20 protein-coding genes and 1 pseudogene are annotated in these 19,827 nt (G+C 59.8%); 11 read left to right on the top strand and 10 right to left on the bottom strand.

Features of this window, described 5'->3' with window-relative positions; genetic code table 11:
- Window positions 1-258 precede the first annotated feature (258 nt).
- The 4 genes and pseudogenes from F8N21_RS27550 (at window position 259) to F8N21_RS27535 (ending at window position 3,099) form a co-directional block, all read left to right on the top strand.
- Window positions 259-1,384, top strand: a pseudogene (locus tag F8N21_RS27550) (saccharopine dehydrogenase NADP-binding domain-containing protein).
- A 2-nt stretch (window positions 1,385-1,386) separates the two neighbouring features.
- On the top strand, window positions 1,387-1,878 hold the full coding sequence (locus F8N21_RS27545) for a DUF2269 family protein (RefSeq protein WP_150645133.1): 492 nt from the start codon (window positions 1,387-1,389) through the stop codon (window positions 1,876-1,878).
- 101 nt (window positions 1,879-1,979) lie between these two features.
- Window positions 1,980-2,447 carry an SRPBCC family protein gene (locus F8N21_RS27540; RefSeq protein WP_150645132.1) on the top strand — a complete coding sequence of 156 codons (468 nt, stop codon included), beginning with the start codon at window positions 1,980-1,982 and terminating at the stop codon, window positions 2,445-2,447.
- A gap of 217 nt (window positions 2,448-2,664) precedes the next feature.
- Window positions 2,665-3,099: a DUF1801 domain-containing protein gene (locus F8N21_RS27535; protein ID WP_150645135.1), complete on the top strand. Its 435-nt coding sequence runs from the start codon at window positions 2,665-2,667 to the stop codon at window positions 3,097-3,099.
- A gap of 114 nt (window positions 3,100-3,213) precedes the next feature.
- On the opposite strand, the gene F8N21_RS27530 is transcribed toward F8N21_RS27535, so the two are convergent.
- Together F8N21_RS27530 and F8N21_RS27525 are read right to left on the bottom strand one after the other, a co-directional pair.
- The gene (locus tag F8N21_RS27530) at window positions 3,214-4,545 is read right to left on the bottom strand and encodes an MFS transporter (protein WP_150645131.1); all 1,332 of its coding nucleotides are present in this window, start codon (window positions 4,543-4,545) and stop codon (window positions 3,214-3,216) included.
- 226 nt (window positions 4,546-4,771) lie between these two features.
- Entirely contained in the window at window positions 4,772-5,446 is a 675-nt protein-coding gene (locus tag F8N21_RS27525) for an NADPH-dependent F420 reductase (RefSeq protein WP_150645130.1), read from the bottom strand.
- A 477-nt stretch (window positions 5,447-5,923) separates the two neighbouring features.
- Between F8N21_RS27525 and F8N21_RS27520 the strand changes: the two genes are divergently transcribed.
- On the top strand, window positions 5,924-6,085 hold the full coding sequence (locus tag F8N21_RS27520; RefSeq protein ID WP_150645129.1) for a DUF2986 domain-containing protein: 162 nt from the start codon (window positions 5,924-5,926) through the stop codon (window positions 6,083-6,085).
- Window positions 6,086-6,281: 196 nt separating this feature from the next.
- Here the strand turns inward: F8N21_RS27520 and F8N21_RS27515 are convergent, their stop codons facing one another.
- Together F8N21_RS27515 and F8N21_RS27510 are read right to left on the bottom strand one after the other, a co-directional pair.
- Entirely contained in the window at window positions 6,282-7,556 is a 1,275-nt protein-coding gene (locus F8N21_RS27515; protein ID WP_150645128.1) for a flavohemoglobin expression-modulating QEGLA motif protein, read from the bottom strand.
- Window positions 7,557-7,695: 139 nt separating this feature from the next.
- Complete coding sequence (locus F8N21_RS27510) at window positions 7,696-8,055, bottom strand: hypothetical protein (protein WP_150645127.1); 360 nt, start codon at window positions 8,053-8,055, stop codon at window positions 7,696-7,698.
- A gap of 231 nt (window positions 8,056-8,286) precedes the next feature.
- On the opposite strand from F8N21_RS27510, the gene F8N21_RS27505 reads away from it, so the two are divergent.
- Both F8N21_RS27505 and mqo read left to right on the top strand, forming a co-directional pair.
- On the top strand, window positions 8,287-8,973 hold the full coding sequence (locus F8N21_RS27505; protein ID WP_150645126.1) for a GNAT family N-acetyltransferase: 687 nt from the start codon (window positions 8,287-8,289) through the stop codon (window positions 8,971-8,973).
- A 410-nt stretch (window positions 8,974-9,383) separates the two neighbouring features.
- Window positions 9,384-11,036: a malate dehydrogenase (quinone) gene (gene mqo, locus F8N21_RS27500; RefSeq protein WP_150645125.1), complete on the top strand. Its 1,653-nt coding sequence runs from the start codon at window positions 9,384-9,386 to the stop codon at window positions 11,034-11,036.
- A gap of 700 nt (window positions 11,037-11,736) precedes the next feature.
- On the opposite strand, the gene F8N21_RS27495 is transcribed toward mqo, so the two are convergent.
- On the bottom strand, window positions 11,737-12,588 hold the full coding sequence (locus tag F8N21_RS27495) for a CAP domain-containing protein (protein ID WP_150645124.1): 852 nt from the start codon (window positions 12,586-12,588) through the stop codon (window positions 11,737-11,739).
- A 165-nt stretch (window positions 12,589-12,753) separates the two neighbouring features.
- On the opposite strand from F8N21_RS27495, the gene F8N21_RS27490 reads away from it, so the two are divergent.
- The gene (locus tag F8N21_RS27490; protein ID WP_150645123.1) at window positions 12,754-13,371 is read left to right on the top strand and encodes a cell wall hydrolase; all 618 of its coding nucleotides are present in this window, start codon (window positions 12,754-12,756) and stop codon (window positions 13,369-13,371) included.
- Between the two features lie 5 nt (window positions 13,372-13,376).
- Here F8N21_RS27490 and F8N21_RS27485 read toward each other — a convergent pair whose 3' ends face one another.
- Window positions 13,377-14,834 carry an MFS transporter gene (locus F8N21_RS27485; RefSeq protein ID WP_150645134.1) on the bottom strand — a complete coding sequence of 486 codons (1,458 nt, stop codon included), beginning with the start codon at window positions 14,832-14,834 and terminating at the stop codon, window positions 13,377-13,379.
- 141 nt (window positions 14,835-14,975) lie between these two features.
- Between F8N21_RS27485 and F8N21_RS27480 the strand changes: the two genes are divergently transcribed.
- Together F8N21_RS27480 and ampC are read left to right on the top strand one after the other, a co-directional pair.
- Window positions 14,976-15,893, top strand: a complete 918-nt coding sequence (locus F8N21_RS27480) for a LysR family transcriptional regulator (protein ID WP_150645122.1) — start codon at window positions 14,976-14,978, stop codon at window positions 15,891-15,893.
- 121 nt (window positions 15,894-16,014) lie between these two features.
- The gene (ampC, locus tag F8N21_RS27475; protein ID WP_150645121.1) at window positions 16,015-17,175 is read left to right on the top strand and encodes a class C beta-lactamase; all 1,161 of its coding nucleotides are present in this window, start codon (window positions 16,015-16,017) and stop codon (window positions 17,173-17,175) included.
- A 14-nt stretch (window positions 17,176-17,189) separates the two neighbouring features.
- Here ampC and F8N21_RS27470 read toward each other — a convergent pair whose 3' ends face one another.
- The 3 genes from F8N21_RS27470 to F8N21_RS27460 form a co-directional block, all read right to left on the bottom strand.
- Window positions 17,190-17,537: a type II toxin-antitoxin system ChpB family toxin gene (locus F8N21_RS27470; protein WP_150645120.1), complete on the bottom strand. Its 348-nt coding sequence runs from the start codon at window positions 17,535-17,537 to the stop codon at window positions 17,190-17,192.
- Entirely contained in the window at window positions 17,534-17,788 is a 255-nt protein-coding gene (locus F8N21_RS27465) for an AbrB/MazE/SpoVT family DNA-binding domain-containing protein (protein WP_150645119.1), read from the bottom strand. Before F8N21_RS27465 ends, F8N21_RS27470 begins: the two co-directional genes overlap by 4 nt.
- A gap of 280 nt (window positions 17,789-18,068) precedes the next feature.
- Window positions 18,069-18,386, bottom strand: coding sequence for a DUF2388 domain-containing protein (locus tag F8N21_RS27460; RefSeq protein WP_150645118.1), 318 nt, complete (start codon window positions 18,384-18,386; stop codon window positions 18,069-18,071).
- Between the two features lie 207 nt (window positions 18,387-18,593).
- Here F8N21_RS27460 and thpR point away from each other — a divergent pair, with 207 nt between their 5' ends.
- Complete coding sequence (thpR, locus tag F8N21_RS27455) at window positions 18,594-19,139, top strand: RNA 2',3'-cyclic phosphodiesterase (RefSeq protein ID WP_150645117.1); 546 nt, start codon at window positions 18,594-18,596, stop codon at window positions 19,137-19,139.
- Between the two features lie 54 nt (window positions 19,140-19,193).
- Here thpR and F8N21_RS27450 read toward each other — a convergent pair whose 3' ends face one another.
- Window positions 19,194-19,595, bottom strand: a complete 402-nt coding sequence (locus F8N21_RS27450; protein WP_150645116.1) for a hypothetical protein — start codon at window positions 19,593-19,595, stop codon at window positions 19,194-19,196.
- Between the last annotated feature and the right edge of the window lie 232 nt (window positions 19,596-19,827).

Raw genomic sequence — 19,827 nt, 5'->3', positions numbered from 1 at the left:
GGCGTAGGGCTGAATCCGTAGCAGCTGCCGAGCCTGCGAGGCTGCGTTCGAGGACGCAGTCGTCGCAAATCCTGTGCCCGCGGTTTACCTGAAAAAGCGTGTTGCCTGATTTTACGACCGCTTCGCGGCCGGACGCAGCCTCGCAGGCTCGGCAGCTGCTACGGGCGTAGTCCTTCACCGTATTTCAAAGTGGTGTAGATACTTATGCCCATCTCGGGCGAGTTGATCGCATCAACGTATGGTTCAAGGAAGAGTTGAATGACGCTCAAGGTGATGGTGATTGGCGGTTACGGAAACTTCGGCAGCATCGTTTGCAGGCATTTAGTCGTGATGCCAAGCGTAGCGCTGGTGATCGCGGGGCGCGACCCACGCAAGTTATTGCGCAAAGTCGATGAATTGAAAGCCCAGTCGGGCACCGTCTGTGAAAGCTGGTGCGGCGATGCCATGGGCACTGCGTTCAAGTCTGCCCTGGGCGCGATGGGCATCCATCTGGTCATCCATACCGGCGGCCCGTTTCAGGGGCAATCCTATGCAGTCGCTGAGGGCTGCATGGATGCGGGCGTCAGCTACTGTGACCTGTCTGACGGCCGCACCTTTGTCTCCGGCATTGGCGCGCTCGACGCACGAGCAAAGCAGGCGGGAGTGGTCATCCTCAGCGGTTGCAGTTCGGTGCCGACGCTATCGGCGGCAATAATCGATCAGCACCGGTATCGCTTTAAACGCATCGACTCGATTGAACACGGCATTTCCTCTTCGGCCAGGATGCCGGGACTATCGACCGTCGAAGGCGTGCTCGCCTACGCGGGTAAACCGATCAAGCAGCAAGAATGGCCAGGTGCACGAGGTTTCGGGCTGGCAGGGCCTGACGCTACGCAAGATGCAACATCTGGGCATTCGAGTCCTGGCCAATGTCGACGTGCCGGACATCGATATCTTCGCCAGCCGTTATAGCGCCCAAACCCTGGGCTTCAAGGCTGGATCGGGCCTGAAGCTCGGCGGTGTGGCCAACTACCTGCTTGCCCAGGCTCTGAGAATGGGCCTGGTTCGCGACTATGCCCCATGGGCTGCCAGGTTGCATCGGTGGGGGCGCTGGTTCGAACGATTCGGTGATGGCAACAGCGCGATGTACCTCGACGTTCAGGGCATCGGGGTTGAAGGAAAGCCGCTGTCCATGAGCGTGCAACTGACGGCCATGAATGACAAGGGCCCGCAAATCCCGAGCTGTGCCGCCGTTGCCCTGGCCGCAAAGATCGTCCAGGGGTACCTGCCCGAACCCGGCGCTCGAGCCTGCGTGGGCGTAATAACCCTTGATGAATATATGGCCGCTATCAACGATCCGGCGAATCTGCATTTGTCCGTGCACTTCTCTGACGAGCAGAGCTGAGCATGCTCTATCTGTGCCTGAAGTACGTCCATGTCATCGCCGCCATTTTTCTGTTCGGATTCGGCATGGGCTCCTACCTCTACCTGATCGCCGCCAGCCGCACGGCCAACCCTCAAGTGATCGTGCACGTGGCCAGAATGGTCGTGCGGTTCGACACCTGGATTACCACACCGGCAGGCTTCATCCAGATCGCGACAGGCTACCTGCTGGTCAGGCTTGCGGGACTTCCCCTGACCACCGAATGGGTTCTGACGTCGCTGATTATCTTCCTTTGCGTGGGTTCGCTTTGGCTTCCGGTGTTGCTGCTGCAAAAGCGCCTGCACCTGATGGCGTCGAGCGCGGTAGAGACGGGGGAGGGGCTCGATGATGAGTACAGGTCCGTTTACAGGAAATGGTTCTGGATGGGAGTTTGCGGGTTTTTCGGGATGTTTGTGATCGTGATGATCATGGTGACGAAGATGACGCCGGGGCAGTGGGTTGAAGTGTTGGGGTAAGCGGATACTCGACTTTCAGTTATCAGCCAGGCCTGTAGCTCAAGAACCGGCCCTGCCTGTTACAGTCACAGCTCAATCGCAAGCGCAGCAGCGGAGTCCCTTTGCCTCGAAGACGAATCCATATGGACATGCCAGCATCAGCCGCTCAGGCGTTCGAAGCATTTCATAACCATGACATACGCCGGCATTGGGATACGTTGCTACGCCATGCGGCCATAGAAGGCGGCCATACCCATCCCTTTATCGGTGCGATAAGCATTAACCCGGGACGTGGCCTGGCTCGCCTGTTTTCAATGCGCACACGGTTCGTCAACTATGTGCCCGGAACGCTGGCTGCCGCGATAATCGTCGAGCCTGCCGGCCCCTTTGAATGGTGGGCGTCGTCGATGCATCACCGTGATACCGATGCTGGCTGCTCGGAGCTTGTGTACACCTTCAGCCTGCGCTTGCGGCCGCGCTGGCTGGGCAGGTGCTTCAATGGATTGGCAGCCTGGCTGTTCGAGCGTGCTACCCGACGCCGATTGACGGCAATGGCGAATTACCTGGCGAACACCTCTATCAAGCAGTAGCGATTTCTGCGCAAGCAAATCACTCGCTTACCCATCCCCAAGAATGATCCTCGTTGCCGTCGGTTTTGCGCTCAACGCATTCTTTCTGACCTCACCCACTACCAATCGCAGAGGCGCTCGACCCATAGCGGTCATTGATTGCATGGAACAAAGCCGTCAGTCAGCGATACTCAAGTGGCGGGCGGGCGACAACCACCATGAAGAGGCAACAACCACCATGAAGAAGGAGACGATCGGCTTGAAGGAAGGAGAGCGGGGAGGCTCTGCCTCTGAGCTGATAGATGCGAGAATCAAGGAGCTGGGTGATTGGCGGGGCGAGACGCTCGCTCGGGTCCGGACGCTGATCAAGCAGGCCGAGCCCGAAGTGGTCGAGGAATGGAAGTGGAGGGGCGTTCCGGTGTGGTCGCACGGCGGAATCATCTGCACCGGTGAGACGTACAAGAATGTGCTGAAGATGACTTTCGCCAAAGGCGCCTCGCTGGACGACCCCTCAGGTCTCTTCAACTCCAGCCTCGAAGGCAACACCCGACGTGCCATTGATCTCCGTGAGGGCGACAGGATTGATGAAACAGCGTTGAAGGCGCTCATTTGCGCCGCCGTGGCTCTCAACACGTCGGTGCGACCGGGCGTTCGCACCCGACCGGCTGAATGAATGAGCTGCGCTCGGAAACCCTGATTCGGTCTCGCCGACAGCCGACGGTGGGGCCGCTTTGATCAGCGCATAAAAAATCCCGGAGACATTTCTGTTTCCAGGATCTTGAAACCCTCAGGCCGCAGCGTCCACTCCTACGCCATTCTCCCCCGTCGGAATATCATGCAGGGAAATCCTTGAAGTCTCCGGCAACGCCAAACCTCCGGCCAGCGCGAGCAACGCAACCGCAATCAGATAGAACGCTGGCGACAGGTTGCTGCCGGTGGTGCTGATCAGCCACGTCGCCACCAGCGGCGCGGTGCCACCGAAAATGGTGTAGGCCATGTTGTAGGTGATAGCCGACGCGGTATAGCGAGTACGGGTGGGGAAGGTTTCCGAGAGCAAGGCCGCGGTTACCACGCCACACAACACCGCGCCAATCGCCAAGAGCATGACGCCGACGATGGACGCTGCGAACGAGCCGGAACTGGCCATCAGGAACGAGGGGTACACCGCCACAATCAACAGAGCGCAAGCTGTCATCACCGTAACCCGACGCCCGACCCGGTCCGAATACAGCCCGGCCAGCGGGCAGATCGCCGCTGCGAAGATCAATGCAATCAGCGATACCAGCAACGCTGTTGCGCGACTCAGACCGCCCGCGACTTGCAGGTAGGTAGCGAAGTAGGTGGTGAACATATAGAACGATAGCGCCGTCAGCGACACGAAGGCACCCAGGCAACAGATAGCCGCGCCATGGTTGCGCAAGGTCTCCTTGAGCGGGGAATGTGCAATCGCATGTTCCTGAGTAACCGCCTGGAAAGCCGGGGTTTCATCCAGCTTCCAGCGCAGGTACAGACCAACCAGGCCCAGCGGCGCGGCAATCAGGAACGGCAGGCGCCAGCCCCAGCTACCCATGGCTTCGGTCGATAATGACGCCTCGAGTGCGTAGGCCACTACGGCTGCCGCTGCGAAGGCGGAAAATGTCGATACCGGAATGAAGCTGCCATACCAAGCCCTTTTATCGTTGGGTGCATGCTCCATCAGATAGGCACAGGCGCCTGCGTATTCGCCCCCGGCGGAAAAGCCTTGGGCGCAACGGATCAGGGTCAGAAGGATCGGCGCCATGACCCCGATAGCGGCATAAGTGGGCAACAACCCGATCAAGGTAGTCGCACCCGCCATCAGCAGGATGGTCATGGCCAGGGTTCTCTTGCGGCCAATCCTGTCACCGAGCATGCCGAAGAAAATCCCGCCCAGAGGCCGGAAGGCAAAGGCCACGGCGAACACCGCGAAAGTTTTCAGCAACGCGGCGCCAGCATCGCCGCTGGGGAAAAATTGCTGGGCGATGGTCGTCGCCAGAAAGCCGTAGACGGCGAAGTCGAACCACTCGACGAAATTGCCGATGGCGGCGGCGACAATCACTTTTTTCAGCGTTTTGGGGCTGACCTGAGCTGCGCTTGTCATGCTGAACCCTCGACATTTCATTAGTAAGCTTTCGATTATCGGGGCAGCCACTGAAACGGCTCACTTCAAAAGTGTCATCCGCATAGTCAGGACCGACTCAGTGTTATTGGATTATGCATGATTCGTGCCGAAGGCGTTGGATCAAGGGCTACAAGTCCATCGCGAGGCAACTTTGCAGACAGCCGCAATGCCGAAAATCAGCCCCGCGCTCGGCGGGATGCACCCGCTAGAGGCCCAGCCTGTGCTTGAGTTCGGCCTCGCTCAGAACGCCGCTGACCGGGCCGCCCGGCAAACCCTCATTAGCCCGCGCCAGCGGTAGAAGTACCGGTACAAATCCGGCGTCGCGCACCAACCGGGCGCCCAGGTCCCGGGCCTGGGCGTCGTCGGCGAAGGTTGGAATCGCCTTGTCTTTGCCAGCCTGGCTTTTCATTGATGCGTAGCCTATGGCGTTAAACGCCCGCACCAGGTGCACACCCGGCAGGTACTGCTGGTCCGCCAAGGCTACTCCCTGATCCAGCGCCTTGCGCCCGACGTCTGCGTCACGGTCGCTGAATGGGTTGCTGGTGCTGAGCACCACCTTGCCGTCCAGCTTGCCCTTCAGCTGTTCGGACAGCGCCGGCATTGCCTTGTAGGGAACACTCAGCACGATCACATCGCCCCATGCCGCGGCATCGCTTACCGAGCCCGCCCGAGCGTTTGGGCCGGCGGTCTTGACCAGGTCCGCCAGCTCCTCGGGGTGGCGTGACGAAAACATCACAGAGTGGCCAGCCTTTACCCATAGAGTGCCAAGCGTACCGCCGACGTTACCGGCGCCGATCACGCTGATCTTAAGGGTGTCCCCCATAGCTTGGCTGGCGCACAGGACCAGGCCGGCGAACGTTAGAAAGAGGGTTCTGGACATGAGCTGCGCTCCTGGGTTGGACAAATGGTTTTGTAACTACCGTAGTAGAGCCTGCGGCTAAACGAAAGGCGCGTACGGGTGCAGCGGACCTTAGCTTGACCCCCAGCGCCAACTGCACCGACGAGCTGGCCCCGAACAGAGCACGGCGCTAGTGCTGACCGGAGGTACGGGCCTAGGCATTTTCCAGCATTGGGCAGACCGCTATCGACCCAGAAGAGGACCATGGACACAATGCACGTGATTCCCTAATGTGCTCTGTAGTCATGTGGCTTTTCCTCCCCGCAGTCTTTCGCGTTGGCTAAAGCGGCACTCAAGCCGCTCAAGGAGTTACGAATGAACAAGGAACGTTATCAGACACAAATGGCACTTAGCGGCGCTGCTTATCTATAACTTTATGCACTAAAAGCGCGCCACGGGGATCTGGCTCAATATTTTAAGCTGACATCATTCAAGAACTTACAAGCCGAGTAGAAAAACATGAATCGTCGTAAAAAAATAAAGCAGCTATTAAAGGCTCACGCTAAAAAGGCTAGTGCCAAATTGGCACCATCAAGCAAGTCTAAATACATTAGTAAAGCTGACCGATTGAAACTAGCTGCTGAATCCAGTCACGACTCAATCATTTCCTCTGAGAGCTGATCTATGTATCTCAAGCACCACCGGAATTTCCAAATCTGGTTGGGCTAGGTCTGGCGTCTGAGCGCCGGCAAGGATCAGCGCCCCGGTATCGAGTACCAATTATCGGATCTTCCACGTGCATGACTGCGCCGCCGTGGCTCTCAACACGTCGGTGCGACCGGCTGGATGAGCTGCCCTGCGCAACCCTGCGTCGGTCTCAGGCGCTGGCATCGGCTTCATGCTCGTCGGCGAAGGCCATGAGCACCTCCAGGTCGAGCACATCCAGTTTGATCCTGGCGATAAAGGCGGAGAACGCCAGGTTGGCGGCGAGCAACCGCAGATCGGCGGCCCAGGCCGGGAGATGGACCGGCCCCTGGAGCCAGCCGGACTCGAAGAGCGGGGCCAGGCGCACGGTATCACCCAGGCTGAGGCGCCCGGCGAACAGATGGCCCACCAGTTCCGGCCGGTTGTCGCGGATCGCGATGCGCAGCAGGGTATGGACGCCGAGCAAACCGGTCAGGTAGGCGGCATCCTTGGTGAACGCGGAACCGCCGCGCAGGTCGGCACCGCGGAAAACCCGTTGGGTCGAACGAAAGGACTCTTCCTGCGACTGACCGGCAGCGAGAAAACCTTCAAATACCTGGATGAAATCGGCGCCATCCAGCGCTTGCTTGACCGCGAGCACGCGCAGGGCGAGGCGACGCAGGCGGTTGATGTCCATGCTGCCGGTGAACAGCTCGGCCAGAGTGGCGATGCCCTCCTGAGTCTGGGTCGTGCGTGGCGCACCCAGGCCCAGGCTTTTCAGGTTGGGTTGGAGTGCGCCGTTTTGTGCCGTGGCGACATGCACGAAGGCCTCATGCTGCAGTAGCTGGCTCTTGTCCAGTTCAGTGAACAGGGCGCTGGCACGCAGGCGGATGCGGCTCGCCCCGGCGATGGCCTTGGCGGCCAGGGTCGGATCGAGCACCACCGTGATCCGGCCCGGGCCGAAGAAACGATCCAGTTCCGGCTGCATCCAGGCGGCGAAGACCTCGGCCGGGATCTCGGCCGGGCTCGGTGGAATCCGCGCACCACCGAGAAGGGCGTCGGTGGTCTTGAGGAAGAAGTGAGCCGCGTCCAGCATGCTCAGTTTCAGGCGTGGGTAGTAGAAGTCGGGGCGTCGGTACAGCGCTGACGAATACCGGGTGAAGTCGGGTGTGCCAATGGCACCCAGCATGCGCCCGGCCGTCGCGTAGCTGCGCGCCGTCATGGCGAGGTAGCTCCCGGCCGGATGCCCCTCATCGCAGCGACCGATAAAGGCTTCCAGGGCGGCGATGTCGGCGCCGTGCTCGCGCGGGCGCAGCTCGATCTTGGGCAGTTCTGCATGCCCGGCGCGCCATCGCGCCAGGAATACTTCCTCGACCCCATCCGGCCAGGCCAAGGCATCCAGCACGCGGATCTTGCGGGCCAAACCGGGCAGAGCGGCATCGAGTTCGGACAGGGGAGCGGCGCTCACAGAAACCTCCTTGGGAGACGTGGGTCAATCTCAAAAGCTTAGTCATTGTGAGCCTGCCCGGTCCCGAGATCCGATGATCCCGGGACTGGTCTTTCATGCCGGACGGCTTGTCTCAAGGCTTCAGCCTACGAAGGCCTGATCAGGGCGTGGTAGCGTGCAATCGTGTGCCGCTGACTTCGACTTGTTGCCCAATAGTGAACTCTTCGTGCGGAGACCGAACAACTCGTTCTTCGCCGGAGCTGCTACGAACCTTGTAGGCCTGCCCCTCCTGCCCGACAGCAATTTGCACGCCGGTTCCTGCCACCAATCCGATGGCTGCTCCTACCAGTGCGCCTATCGGTCCTCCTGCGGCGCCCCCGACCATCAACCCGGTTCCAGCCCCAAACCCTGCGCCAACCGTTCTATCGCCTTGCCGGGAAATCACCTCGTCAGCGTTTGCAGCGCTGATTCCAAAGAGACTGAGGCTGACGCTTAAGACAACAACATTCAGATGTTTCATGCTGCCTCCCGATGGCAAGCAATAGTGCTTGCCATATTGGCCGTCGTGAGCAGGCAACATAGGGTAAAGGCCGCCCAATCGGGCACACTAACAAGCGTAGCAGGCAACAAAAAAGCCCGCGTGGTGGCGGGCTTCAGGGAATGAGTTGCCACCCGACGAGTTATGATGGCCAGGCCCTGCGCGAACTCTTCATGTCACGGGCAAGCCTCAACCCTCGGAGTCAGCAACTCGATGCCCCAGATCAGCCACTTTGAAACCCAGTGCCCCGAGCACATCAACAACCAGATTCTGCAGATGGTCGTCGACTACTTGACCGACATCAGCATGGTGGCGATCGCGCCGAGCAACCTTCTGTACAACGTGTATCAATATGCTATCGGCTACGAGGTTCATCTCTACCTGGAGGCGCTCGGCGGGTCGAAAGGGATTCCTGTGGAATTGCTCGTCGCCTCGGACGATGAGGACCCTTCGAAGGTCATAGGCTTTTTGCTGTATCTGCCGGTCAAGGACGATCCCGAGGCATGCGGCGTCGCCTATATGGCGGTGCACGCCAGCCATCGGCGCCGTGGAGTCGCGCGCGCGATGCTGGGGGAAATGGTTGGCCGATACCCACATGCCGAGCTGACGTGCTCCATTGCCAAGGTCCCCTGGTTCGAATCGATGGGGTTTCAGGTGGTGGGCGTGCGCGGTACTCAGGTGCTGATGAATACCCGTGATCACAGTACTGACGGCTTGATGGGGCTGCTGGACGTTGCACCGATCTACAGCTCCCTCGAGGTGCGGCAGATTCATACCTATCTTCTGCACAAACACGGAAAGAGAGCGATGCTCGATGCAGAAAAGCAGCGTGACCGGCATCTCGACCAGATGACGCGCAACGCGAAGGCTTTTGTGCTGCAACGCCTGGGAGATGAATGATCGGCAAGCCCTTGCTGGAGTTGAGCCGGGGACGGCCGCGCGGGTATAGCGGGGCGTGATATTCTATGCGCGAATAAATGGTCGTCGGTTGCCGAAATCCTTCGAGGAATGGCAAGTCATCAGGCAATCAGACCTGAGCTTCACCGTCGGCCAACCTGGTCGGACCGATTCCTGCGTCCGACCAGGTACCAACAGAAACAATGTCGCTCAAGTAGCTGAAGCCAATATGAATAAGAAGTCAGCGCAGGAAAGACATAAAAGTGAGGTCGATCGTGTCATGTCGGCCTTGTGTGCTCACCCTCCAGTCCTTATGAGTGCGGGAACCCACGGCATGTGCCTGCGTGCCGTGAATCAGGGGCCCGATGAATGAGGATGGGGGGGCGGATGGCGTTTTATCATAGGTGCTACAAATGTTTAGAAAAGTGAACACGGCCTTGCTAGGGCTGGCTTTGTCGATCGGGATCAGCTCCGCGTACGCGGCCGAGACCAAGAAAGTGGATGTGCTGCTTATCGGTGGTGGCATCATGAGTTCGACCCTGGGCGTTTGGCTCAATGAGCTGGAACCCGATTGGTCGATGGAAATGGTTGAGCGCCTCGATGGCGTCGCCGAAGAAAGCTCCAACGGCTGGAACAATGCAGGCACCGGCCATTCCGCCCTGGCGGAGTTGAACTACACGCCGGAAGACAAGAACGGCAAGGTCGAGATTCCGAAAGCCATCGAGATCAACGAAGCCTTCCAGATCTCCCGTCAATTCTGGGCCTGGCAGGTTCAGAACGGTGTTCTGAAGAACCCGCGTTCGTTCATCAACTCCACACCGCACATGAGCTTTGTGTGGGGCGATGACAACATCAAGTTCTTGAAGAAGCGCTACGAAGCCCTGCAGGCGAGCCCGCTGTTCGCGGGTATGCAGTACTCGGAAGACCCGGTGCAGATCAAGAAATGGGTTCCGCTGATGATGGAAGGGCGTGACCCGGCGCAAAAGGTCGCGGCTACCTGGAGTCCGCTCGGTACCGACGTCAACTTCGGCGAGATCACCCGCCAATTCGTTGCGCATCTGCAAACCACGCCGAAGTTCTCGCTGAAGCTGTCGAGCGAAGTGCAAGACATCACGCGCAATGACGACGGCTCCTGGCGCGTCACCTACAAGAACTTGAAAGACGGCACGCAAACCGAAACCGACGCCAGGTTCCTGTTCATCGGCGCGGGCGGTGGTGCACTGCATCTTCTGCAAAAGTCAGGCATTCCTGAAGCCAAGGAATATGCCGGTTTCCCTGTGGGTGGTTCGTTCCTGGTGACCGAGAACCCGACTATCGCCCAGCAGCATCTGGCCAAGGCCTACGGCAAGGCGTCGGTCGGCGCTCCGCCGATGTCGGTTCCGCACCTGGACACCCGCGTGCTGGATGGCAAGCGCGTAATCCTGTTTGGCCCGTTCGCGACCTTCTCCACCAAGTTCCTGAAACAGGGTTCCTACTTCGACCTGCTGACCAGCACCACGCTGCACAACGCCTGGCCGATGACCAAGGTGGGCATCGAGCAGTACCCACTGGTTGAATACCTGGCCGGGCAGCTGATGCTGTCGGATGAAGACCGCCTGAACGCTCTGAAAGAGTACTTCCCGAACGCCAAGGCTGAAGACTGGCGTCTGTGGCAAGCCGGCCAGCGCGTGCAGGTCATCAAGCGCGACGAAGAGAAGGGCGGCGTCCTGAAACTGGGCACCGAAGTCGTCAGCTCCCAGGACGGCAGCATCGCCGGTTTGCTGGGTGCATCGCCAGGCGCGTCGACCGCGGCTCCGATCATGCTGACCGTGCTTGAGAAGGTGTTCAAGGACAAGGTTGCCAGCCCTGCGTGGCAGGCGAAGCTGCACCAGATCGTGCCGAGCTACGATACCCAGCTGAACGGCAGTCCGGAGCGTGTGGCTCAGGAGTGGGCGTATACCGCCAAGGTTCTGCAGCTGGATCCGCCGCCGGTGATGGGTCAGATGGTTGCTCCTGCTCCTGCTGTTCCTGCGACTGAGAAGCCTAAGGCGCAAAAAGAGAATGCTGCGAGTGATATGGCTCTGTAAAAAGATGCCTCGCCGGTAATGGTGAGGCGTCTGGATCGCTTGGGTCCGCAGTAAAAAGCCCGCTGAACCGGTGACGGTCAGCGGGCTTTTTTGTGGGTGGGTTTTGCGTTTTGGGCAGCGGGGGGATGCTGTAAGCGGACGGTGTGGAAGGCCGGGCAAACAGGCCGACCCGTATCACTGATCTGTATTTTTCGTTGCTATCTGCGTCTGTAGCGAACCCGGCCACCGCCCTACAATGACTCTGCGACCCGGCCACTTGAGCGGCGTCCGAGACGATCAATGAAGTCCACCTCATTTCGCAGCATCTGTTGTACCGCCAAATTTAAATTTAGGAGGCCAAATGGCTAAGATGGCAATTTTCCTGGGTGGATTTCTGGTGTTAACCATCTTGATTGGTGCCCTTGCCACGATCTCTCCGGTGTAAGGAAACCTTCGACAGTTCCTGAAAATGGTCGCCTTGACCTTTTTCACTGCGTTGCTCTGCACCTCGCTCCCACAGGTTTTGTGTCGTTCACGGGATAGTGATCCAGAACACAAATCCCTGTGGGAGCGGGCTTGCTCGCGATGCGGCCTGACAGCCAACCTGTCTCCCGCGGATGTACCCAAACCAAATGTGGGAGCGAGCTTGCTCGCGATAGGCAGCCGCACCAACGCAGAATATTTCAGATCAGCCCTTGTCGTACTCATCATGCCAGTGCCCTCACTGCGCACCGAACATCGCCGTCCAGTAAATCCCCGCGTCACTCTTCGGATCAACCGCATAGGCCGCACCCAGTTCGCGAAACTGTGGGTTCATCAGGTTGGCGCAGTGACCGGGGCTGGCCAGCCAGCCATCGACCACCTTGCTCACGGTGTCTTGCCCGGCGGCGATGTTCTCGCCGATCTGCTGGCCGCTGTAGCCTGCCAGTTCAGCCCGATCGCCTGGCGTGCGACCGTCGCGGTCCTTGTGATCGAGGAAGTTGTTATTGGCCATGGCCCGGGTATGGGCCTCGGCCGCCGTCGCCAGCGAGGCGTTCCAGGTCAGTGGCGTCGTGGCGGTAAAGGGTTGGGTGCCGCACTGGCGCGGCTGCTTGCGAGCGGTGTTGATCGTTTCGAGGAGCTTCTGTCCCTCCGCCTGCCAGTCGCCCAGGCGCCCGGTCAACAGCGGACGCGCCAGCACAATGCGCCACTCACGTCCCTCCTGGCTCACGCCGATATCGACGAATTGCGAGTCCAGCACCACCTGGCAGAAGCTCTCCTGCACCGCTTTCATGGCCGACTGCGCATCACGCGGCCCGGACAAGCTGATCGCCTGCACGTTGACCATCGGATAATTCGCCCGCGCCAGCGCCTGCTGCAGGTCCCCCATATTGTTGGCGGACAGGACCAGACGCGGATCGGCCGACAGCGGTGGCAGCTCCTGAGACGCCTGACCCGCGCAGCGCTGCACCTGGCTGCGGTAGGCGTTGATCGACTGGACCAGCTGCGTCTCCTCGGTCGCCACGGCAGGGGCGGCGAACACCAGTGCCAGCGACAACGCGGCAAGATGCATAACGGATGACAGGACGCGCATGTAACTCTCCCTTGAGCTGACTGCGCCCATGATGCGCGATTTCGCCCCACCCAGCGCAATGCCTTTTTCACCTCGAAACAGAATTCGTTGGCGGTGTGCGGGAATGTTTTTGCTACTACTCTGTTGAATAAGTAGTGCGAAGTAGCCCTTCACTCAGGTTTGACCATGCGCCTTATATGGGTAGCAATCTGCCTCGTAATAACCCTCCTTGGTGGTCAGGCGATCGCGGCTGAGCAGCAGCAAAAAGCCGAAGTGGCTGAAGACAAGGCGCAGGTCCTGGAGCAGAAAGCCGCAACGGGGAGCGAAGCGCCTGTGCCCACGGCCGGGGCCATCACCAAATCGGAAGTGCAAGCGGTCGATCCTGCGGGCGCATCGGCATTGGACGATGCAATCACCTGTCTTGCACGCAGCATTTACTGGGAAGCCAAAGGCGGGAGACCGGGCGACATGGAAGGCGTCGCCAGCGTGGTCATGAACCGGGTAGGCCATGAGGGTTTTCCGGATACGGTTTGCAGGGTGGTCAAGCAAGGCGTCGAAACCAGAACCTGCCAGTTTTCGTGGTGGTGCGATGGGCGTTCGGATCAAGTCGTGGAGGACGACCAGTACACCATTGCCAAGGAGATAGCGCGCAAAGCGCTCAACCGGCAACTGACCGACCGAACCCGTGGTGCATTGTATTTTCACGACAGGAACGTCAGGCCCCGCTGGGCCAGGAAATACATCAGGACCTCCGAGACCGGAAAATTTCTCTTCTATAAACCTCGCGCCGGAACGGCTCGATAGGCTGTTCATCTCGGTCGTCGTGGCATCAAGTCTCCAGGCAGAAACGGGCGCGCTGCCGGAGCACGGCTTCCAAGAGCGATGACCAGTGCAGCAGCGATCAGCGCCAGCGCGACGGCGAAGGTGATCCGCATACTGCTGGCAATGGCCTCGGGACGCGCCGTGGTGATGTCGATCGTCGCCGAGGCGAACACGAACACCGCGCCCAGGGCGGATGCCCCGGTGATCAGTCCCAGGTTTCGCGACAGGTTGAGCATGCCGGCGATGACGCCCCGTTGGTCCGGGGGAATATCTGTCATGACCGAGGTGTTGTTGGCGGTCTGGAAGAGTGCATAGCTGATGGTGATGAGCACAATGGGGGCGATATAGCCGTAGAGGCCGAGCGTCTCCGGTATCACCGATAGAACGAGGCAACCGGACGCCATTGCGATAAGCCCACCGATGGTCATGCGCCGGGCGCCAAAGCGGTCGGCAATACGACCTGCGGGCACCCCGGTCAGCGCAGCGAAAAACGGCCCGACCGCCAAGACAAGTCCAACCAGAGCGGCGTCAAGCCCGAGCCCATGGGCGAGATAAAAGGGCCCGACCACTAGCGTCGCCATCATCACCGTCGAGACCAGCGCACTCATGGCCAGGCTGCCACTGAGCCCTGGATCGCGGAACATCGTCAAGCGAATCAAGGGTGAGGCGACTCTCGTCTCGGCCAGCACGAACAGACCGGTGCCGACCACAGCAGCCAACAGCAGGGCCATGTTCAGCGGACCGAAACTGCCGCGGCCAAGGGTCATGGCCAGCGCATAAGCCGCGAGCGTCAGAGCCAGCAGCAAGGTGCCCAGCGGGTCGAAGCCGGCACGATCGGTTTTCTGCCGCTGGCGATCGGCGGGCAGGCAGCGATGGGCGAGCACAAAAGCCAGGAGACCCAGGGGTACGGTGACGAGGAAGATGGCCTGCCAGCCGAGTCCGGCGATCAGCACTCCCCCGAGCGTCGGCCCCAGAGCGGTGCCAGTCGCGGACATCGTCCCGAGCACTCCCATGGCGCTACCGGTCTTGGCCTTGGGAACCGTCTCGCCGACAAAGGCCATGGTCAGGGCCATCATTATCGCTGCGCCGAGACCCTGCAGCGCCCGGCCGCCAATCAGCAACCAGAGCGAGGGCACCAAGCCACACAGGGCCGAGGCCAGCGTGAACAAGGCGATTCCAGTCAGCAGTAGCCGCCGTCGGCCGATGATGTCACCGAGCCGTCCAACGCTGACGATCAGGGTGGTGATGGCCAGGAGATAAGCGAGGACGATCCACTGGATTTCCTGGAAGGAGGCGTTGAACACCTGTGCCAAGGTCGGCAAGCCGACATTGGCGATGCTGGTGCCGAGCGAGGACAGCAACATGGATAACGAAAGGCTGACCAGCGCCCAGCGAACTGAAGGAGTCCGTTGCGCGGCATCCGCTACAGCAATAGTTGACTTCATCATGTCCCTCTTTTCTGGCGGCTCTCAAAGTAGAGCTGTCAGAAATCTACGCCTGCGCATAGCATGGCGGAAGGCGCAGCATTTGCACTTTATTCGTGCGTTTGACGCCATATCACAATCACTCCGTGCCAGGAGCGCTGCATGTCGATACCTGATTTCAACTTGCTGGTCACCCTGGATGTGCTGCTCGCAGAAGGCAGCGTTGCGCGCGCGGCGCAGCGGTTGCGCCTTAGTCCGTCGGCGATGAGTCGGGCACTGGCGCGCTTGCGGGAAACAACGGGCGATCCGCTGCTGGTCAGAGCCGGACGGGGTCTGGTTCCCACCCCCCGAGCGCTGGAACTGCGTGAGCGGGTCAGGCAGCTGGTGCAAGACGCCGAAGCGGTTCTACGCCCGATCGAGAAGCTCGACCTCAAACAGCTGGTCCGAACCTTCACGCTGCGTACCAGCGACGGCTTCGTGGAGAACTTCGCAGCGGACCTCATTGCGCGGGTCGGCGAACAAGCGCCTGGCGTGCGGCTGCGCTTCGTGCCCAAGCCTGATAAAGACAGCACGCCACTTCGCGACGGGACCGTGGACCTGGAAACCGGTGTCGTGGGCAAAACCGCTAGCCCGGAGCTGCGGACCCAAGCCTTGTTCCGCGACCGTTTCATTGGCGTCGTGCGCACGGGGCACCCACTGAGCCAGGGCGAGATCACTCCCGCCCGTTATGCGGCTGGCAGGCACATCAGCGTCTCCCGACGGGGGCTCGACAAGGGACCTATTGATGACGCCCTGAAGTCGCTTGAGCTGGCGCGGGAGATAGTGACGATGGTCCCGGGCTTTTCCACCGCGCTGGCGCTCGCCCGGGCCAGCGACCTGATTGCCAGTGTTCCCCAACGGCACACCGCCAACCTGCGCAGCGCAATGCACAGCTTCTCTCTTCCACTCTCCGTGCCGACGTTCACCGTCGCAATGCTCTGGCATCCGCGGCAGGACGCCGATCTGGCGCATCGCTGGTTGCGTGGTTGCCTGCGGGATGTTTGTGCGCAGCCACTTCTGGCCGAAAACGGCCTTTTATGACGCGCAGCGTATGGGTAATTTCCATGAACTGCGAAACATCCGGTTATAGGGATGCTTCTGAAAAAATACATTTACGTGGTAATTTTTGCCTCCCCACAAGAACCTCCAAAGGACAGCCGAAATGCGCCCGAATGGAAAGCGCTGCGCACCGTTTCTCTTCCTTGCCTGCACGGTCTTTTCCGGCACCTTCGCCACTGCGAGTACGCAACAGGCAGATACCGACAAGCGGGTGCAAGACGCCGCCCGGTCGGTGATGCAGCAGCATGGGATTCCCGGCCTGGCCATCGCGGTGACCGCCAATGGCCAGCAAACATTCTATAACTACGGCGTGGCCTCCAAGGAAACCGGTCAAAAGGTCAGCCGTGAAACCTTGTTCGAGATCGGTTCGATCAGCAAGACGTTCACCGCGACCCTGGCCACCTACGCTCAGGCCAACGACCAGCTCTCACTGACCGACCACCCAGGCAAGTACCTGCCGCAGCTCCAGGGCAGCCAACTGGACAAGGCGACGCTGATTAACCTGGGAACCCATACGGCGGGCGGTTTTCCGCTGCAGGTCCCCGACGAGGTGCAGAACAACCAGCAGTTAATGGATTACTTCAACGCCTGGCAGCCGCAATACGCCCCGGGCACTCACAGAACCTATGCCAACCCGAGTATCGGCTTGCTGGGGATGATTGCGGCCAAGAGCATGAACCTGCCCTTCGAGGAGGCGATGGAGACCGGGCTCTTCCCGAAACTCGGCATGAGCGGCAGCTACCTGAATGTGCCGGCGAGCAAGATGGCGCTCTATGCGCAGGGCTATAACAAGCAGGATGCGCCCGTCAGGCTGAACCCCGGGGTGCTTGGGGCCGAAGCCTACGGGGTGAAAACCAGTTCGCAAGACCTGATTCGCTTCGTCGAGGCCAACCTGAACCTCGCCGAGACAGACCCCAGGCTCAAGCGCGCGATTTCCGATACCCATACCGGTTACTTCAAGGTCGGGCCGATGACCCAGGACCTGATCTGGGAGCAATACAGCTACCCGGTCACGCTGGAATCGTTACTGGAAGGCAACTCCGACAAGATGGCCTACGAGACTCAGCTCGCCACCGAACTGATCCCGGCGCTGTCTGCGCAACAGGCGGTCTGGATCAACAAGACCGGCTCAACCAATGGCTTTGGCGCCTACGTCGCCTTCATTCCGGCGAAGCAGCTTGGCATTGTGATACTGGCCAACAAGAATTACCCGAACGAGGCTCGGGTTCGTCTGGCGCATCAGATCCTCAGTCATTTGGACTGATGCCGGTTTCCCTGTTACTCGAATAATGCCTGAACGCGAGCCAAAACATCGTCAATCACGACCTCGGGGACCGCCTCAATGCGCTTTGCGCCTCGGGCCTCCAGGTCAACAGTGCGAATCTGGTTGCATAGGACAACGCCCTGCGTCTCGGTGCCTGTACCGCTCAAAGGCACTGCGAACCCTGCATACCGCGCAAAGTCGCCACCCTGCGTGATGGGGGCAATGACAGCAAGGCCGGAGGCATTGTAGGCGGCAGGGGTGAGGATCAGCGCTGGCCGAAAATCACCTTGCTGCTCACGTCCAGCCGTGGGGCTCAAGTTCAGGCGAACAATATCGGCACGATTGAGTTTTGGACGCTTCACGCTTCACGCCCTACAGGTTGCATTGCATTCCAGTCGGCAAGCTCTGCCGGTTCCGGTGCGTCGAAATTGCATTGCGCCATCAGGTCGGCCAGATGGTAATGCGGCTTGGCTTTAACCGGTTTGAGTGTCATCGCTTCGGTAGACACTTCGAGCATAAGCACATCGCCGCTGACCAGACTCATCTGCTTGAGTACGGTGGCGGGCAGGCGAATGGCTGCACTGTTGCCCCATTGCTGAATTTTGACTTCCATAAGCACCTCTCACAATGTAGATACATTGTAGATACCAGGCATAGATAGTGCAAGTAAATTGTAGATACTTGGTATATACATTGCCGTGAGCTGGGTGCCAAGGGTTCGGATGAGCATCGAGCAGGATTCCCTGCTCAAGGCCGAGAGAATAAGGCCGAAGCCTCCTGATAAGTTTTATCAGGAGGCTTCGGCCTACAGAGGCATTTCAGGTGCCGCAGGAATGCCAGCTGCGGATCCAAGGCTGCCGGACAGAAGCACCATCCCTGACCTGCGCGCACCTCTAGCGTCCAGCAGGTAGCTCACTTTGAATGAGGATCGCTTTGGCCAGCTCTTCGTCGCTGGCGTTCAGACCTGGATTTTCGTGGCGAATCCGGTTCAATACTGACTCCAGATAGACGCCGCGAATCGTGCCGCCACTGGCGATAAAGCTGGAAGCGTCATCGCGGGCGGGAATCGCCAGTTTGTCATCCTTGAAGGTTGAGTACAGCGATGCAGAAACCCCTGCCGAGGTGGCGACATCTTTCGCATCCACGTCGGCCATGGCCGAACCAAAGGGCAGGCAGAGTAGTAGCGAAGAGACTAGAAGTGTGCGGCGCATGACGGTGTCCTCGGAAAGCGTGAAGCCTAAAGGATGTACCCTATATTTTAGGATGCCTGTCAGGTGCCAGGAGTTCCCTGATGGTGGCACAAAGGTAAAAAAAGGTTGTAGTAATACGGTGCGATAAACCTGGGGGCTAACCGGGGACTACCTGGGCGATTCATGGCATCGCATTCGCCGCGCTGATCCAACCTGGAGGTGCAAGGAATGAGTTATGAATCTCGTGAGCAGGACAAACCGCTCAAGCGTTTGTTTTTCGCCTTGCCCTGCGCCTCCGCACAACGCCGGGCCATAGCCCAATGGCGCAACGCGCTGGGACTAAGCAGCGGACGCCCGGTGCCGGCGGACAATTTTCATTTGACCCTGATGTTTCTGGGATCGGTCGCCGTGACGCAGATTCCGGGCATCTGCGCTGCCGTCGCAGGCGTTCGAACGTCAGGCGAGCAGTTGGCTGTACCGCTCGACCGCCTGGATGTCTGGCGACGGGCCGGTGTTTTGTTACTCGCGCCAGCGCAGGAGCCACTGGAATTGCGCCAGCTGGTCTATGCCTTGCAACAGGCGTTGCTACCGCTTGGGTTTGTGGACGCCCCCCGGGAATTTCGCCCTCATCTGACCTTGATGCGCGACTATCGCGCACCTGTCCCGGAGTCCAGTACTCCACCCGACTTTCACCTGATTGCCCGACACTTCACCCTGTTCGAGTCGCATAAAGGCCGTTATCGGGCGCTGGCCGAATGGCCGCTGGTTCCGTAGGCACGTTACGAATGACCCGGAGTGGGTCGCCTTCGCCTGGTGGTTTGGGGTGCCTCAGGCATCACGCAAAAGGTCGTGGGCGTTGAGCAGGCTGTAGACAATGTCCGGACGCTTCTCCAGCCCGCGGCGAATCGCTGCCGGGATCGACTGGCGGGTCTTGCGGCACAGGCCGGTCAGTTCGCCGATCTGAATACGGATGCCGCGCATGGTTCGAACTTCGTTGAAGCTTGGGGCGATTTCCAGGCGGATGCCTAGCTGCTCGTACATTCGTCGTTGCAGATGCTCGAGGTCGGTCAGGCTCTGAAGATTTTCCAGGCGCTCGAGCAGGCGCTTTTCCTCCTGGCGGGTCAGGCTGAGGATGCGCAGATCGGCGGCGGGTGTGTCCAGCAGCCGTTCACGCCCGCAGATGCAGGCGCCGGGTGGACAGGGTTGTCGGATCTGCAAAGAGGGCGTCATGGGCTCCAATCATAGTCAATCCGGATCGCCTTTGCCCATCGGGCATGGGTATCTACACATCTCGAAAGGCTAGAACTCCCGTAGCAGCTGTCGAGTGGAACGAGGCAGCGTCCGAGGACGGAGTCCTCGTAAAACCTGTGCTCGCGGTTTATCTGAAACACCGAGGTGCAGGGTCTTTCGGCTGCTTCGCAGCCGGACGCTGCCTCGTTCTACTCGACAGCTGCTACGCCCT

It is taken from the genome of Pseudomonas fluorescens, assembly GCF_902497895.1.
Classification (GTDB): Bacteria; Pseudomonadota; Gammaproteobacteria; order Pseudomonadales; family Pseudomonadaceae; genus Aquipseudomonas; species Aquipseudomonas fluorescens_BP.
This window is presented reverse-complemented; position numbering and strand designations above follow the sequence as displayed.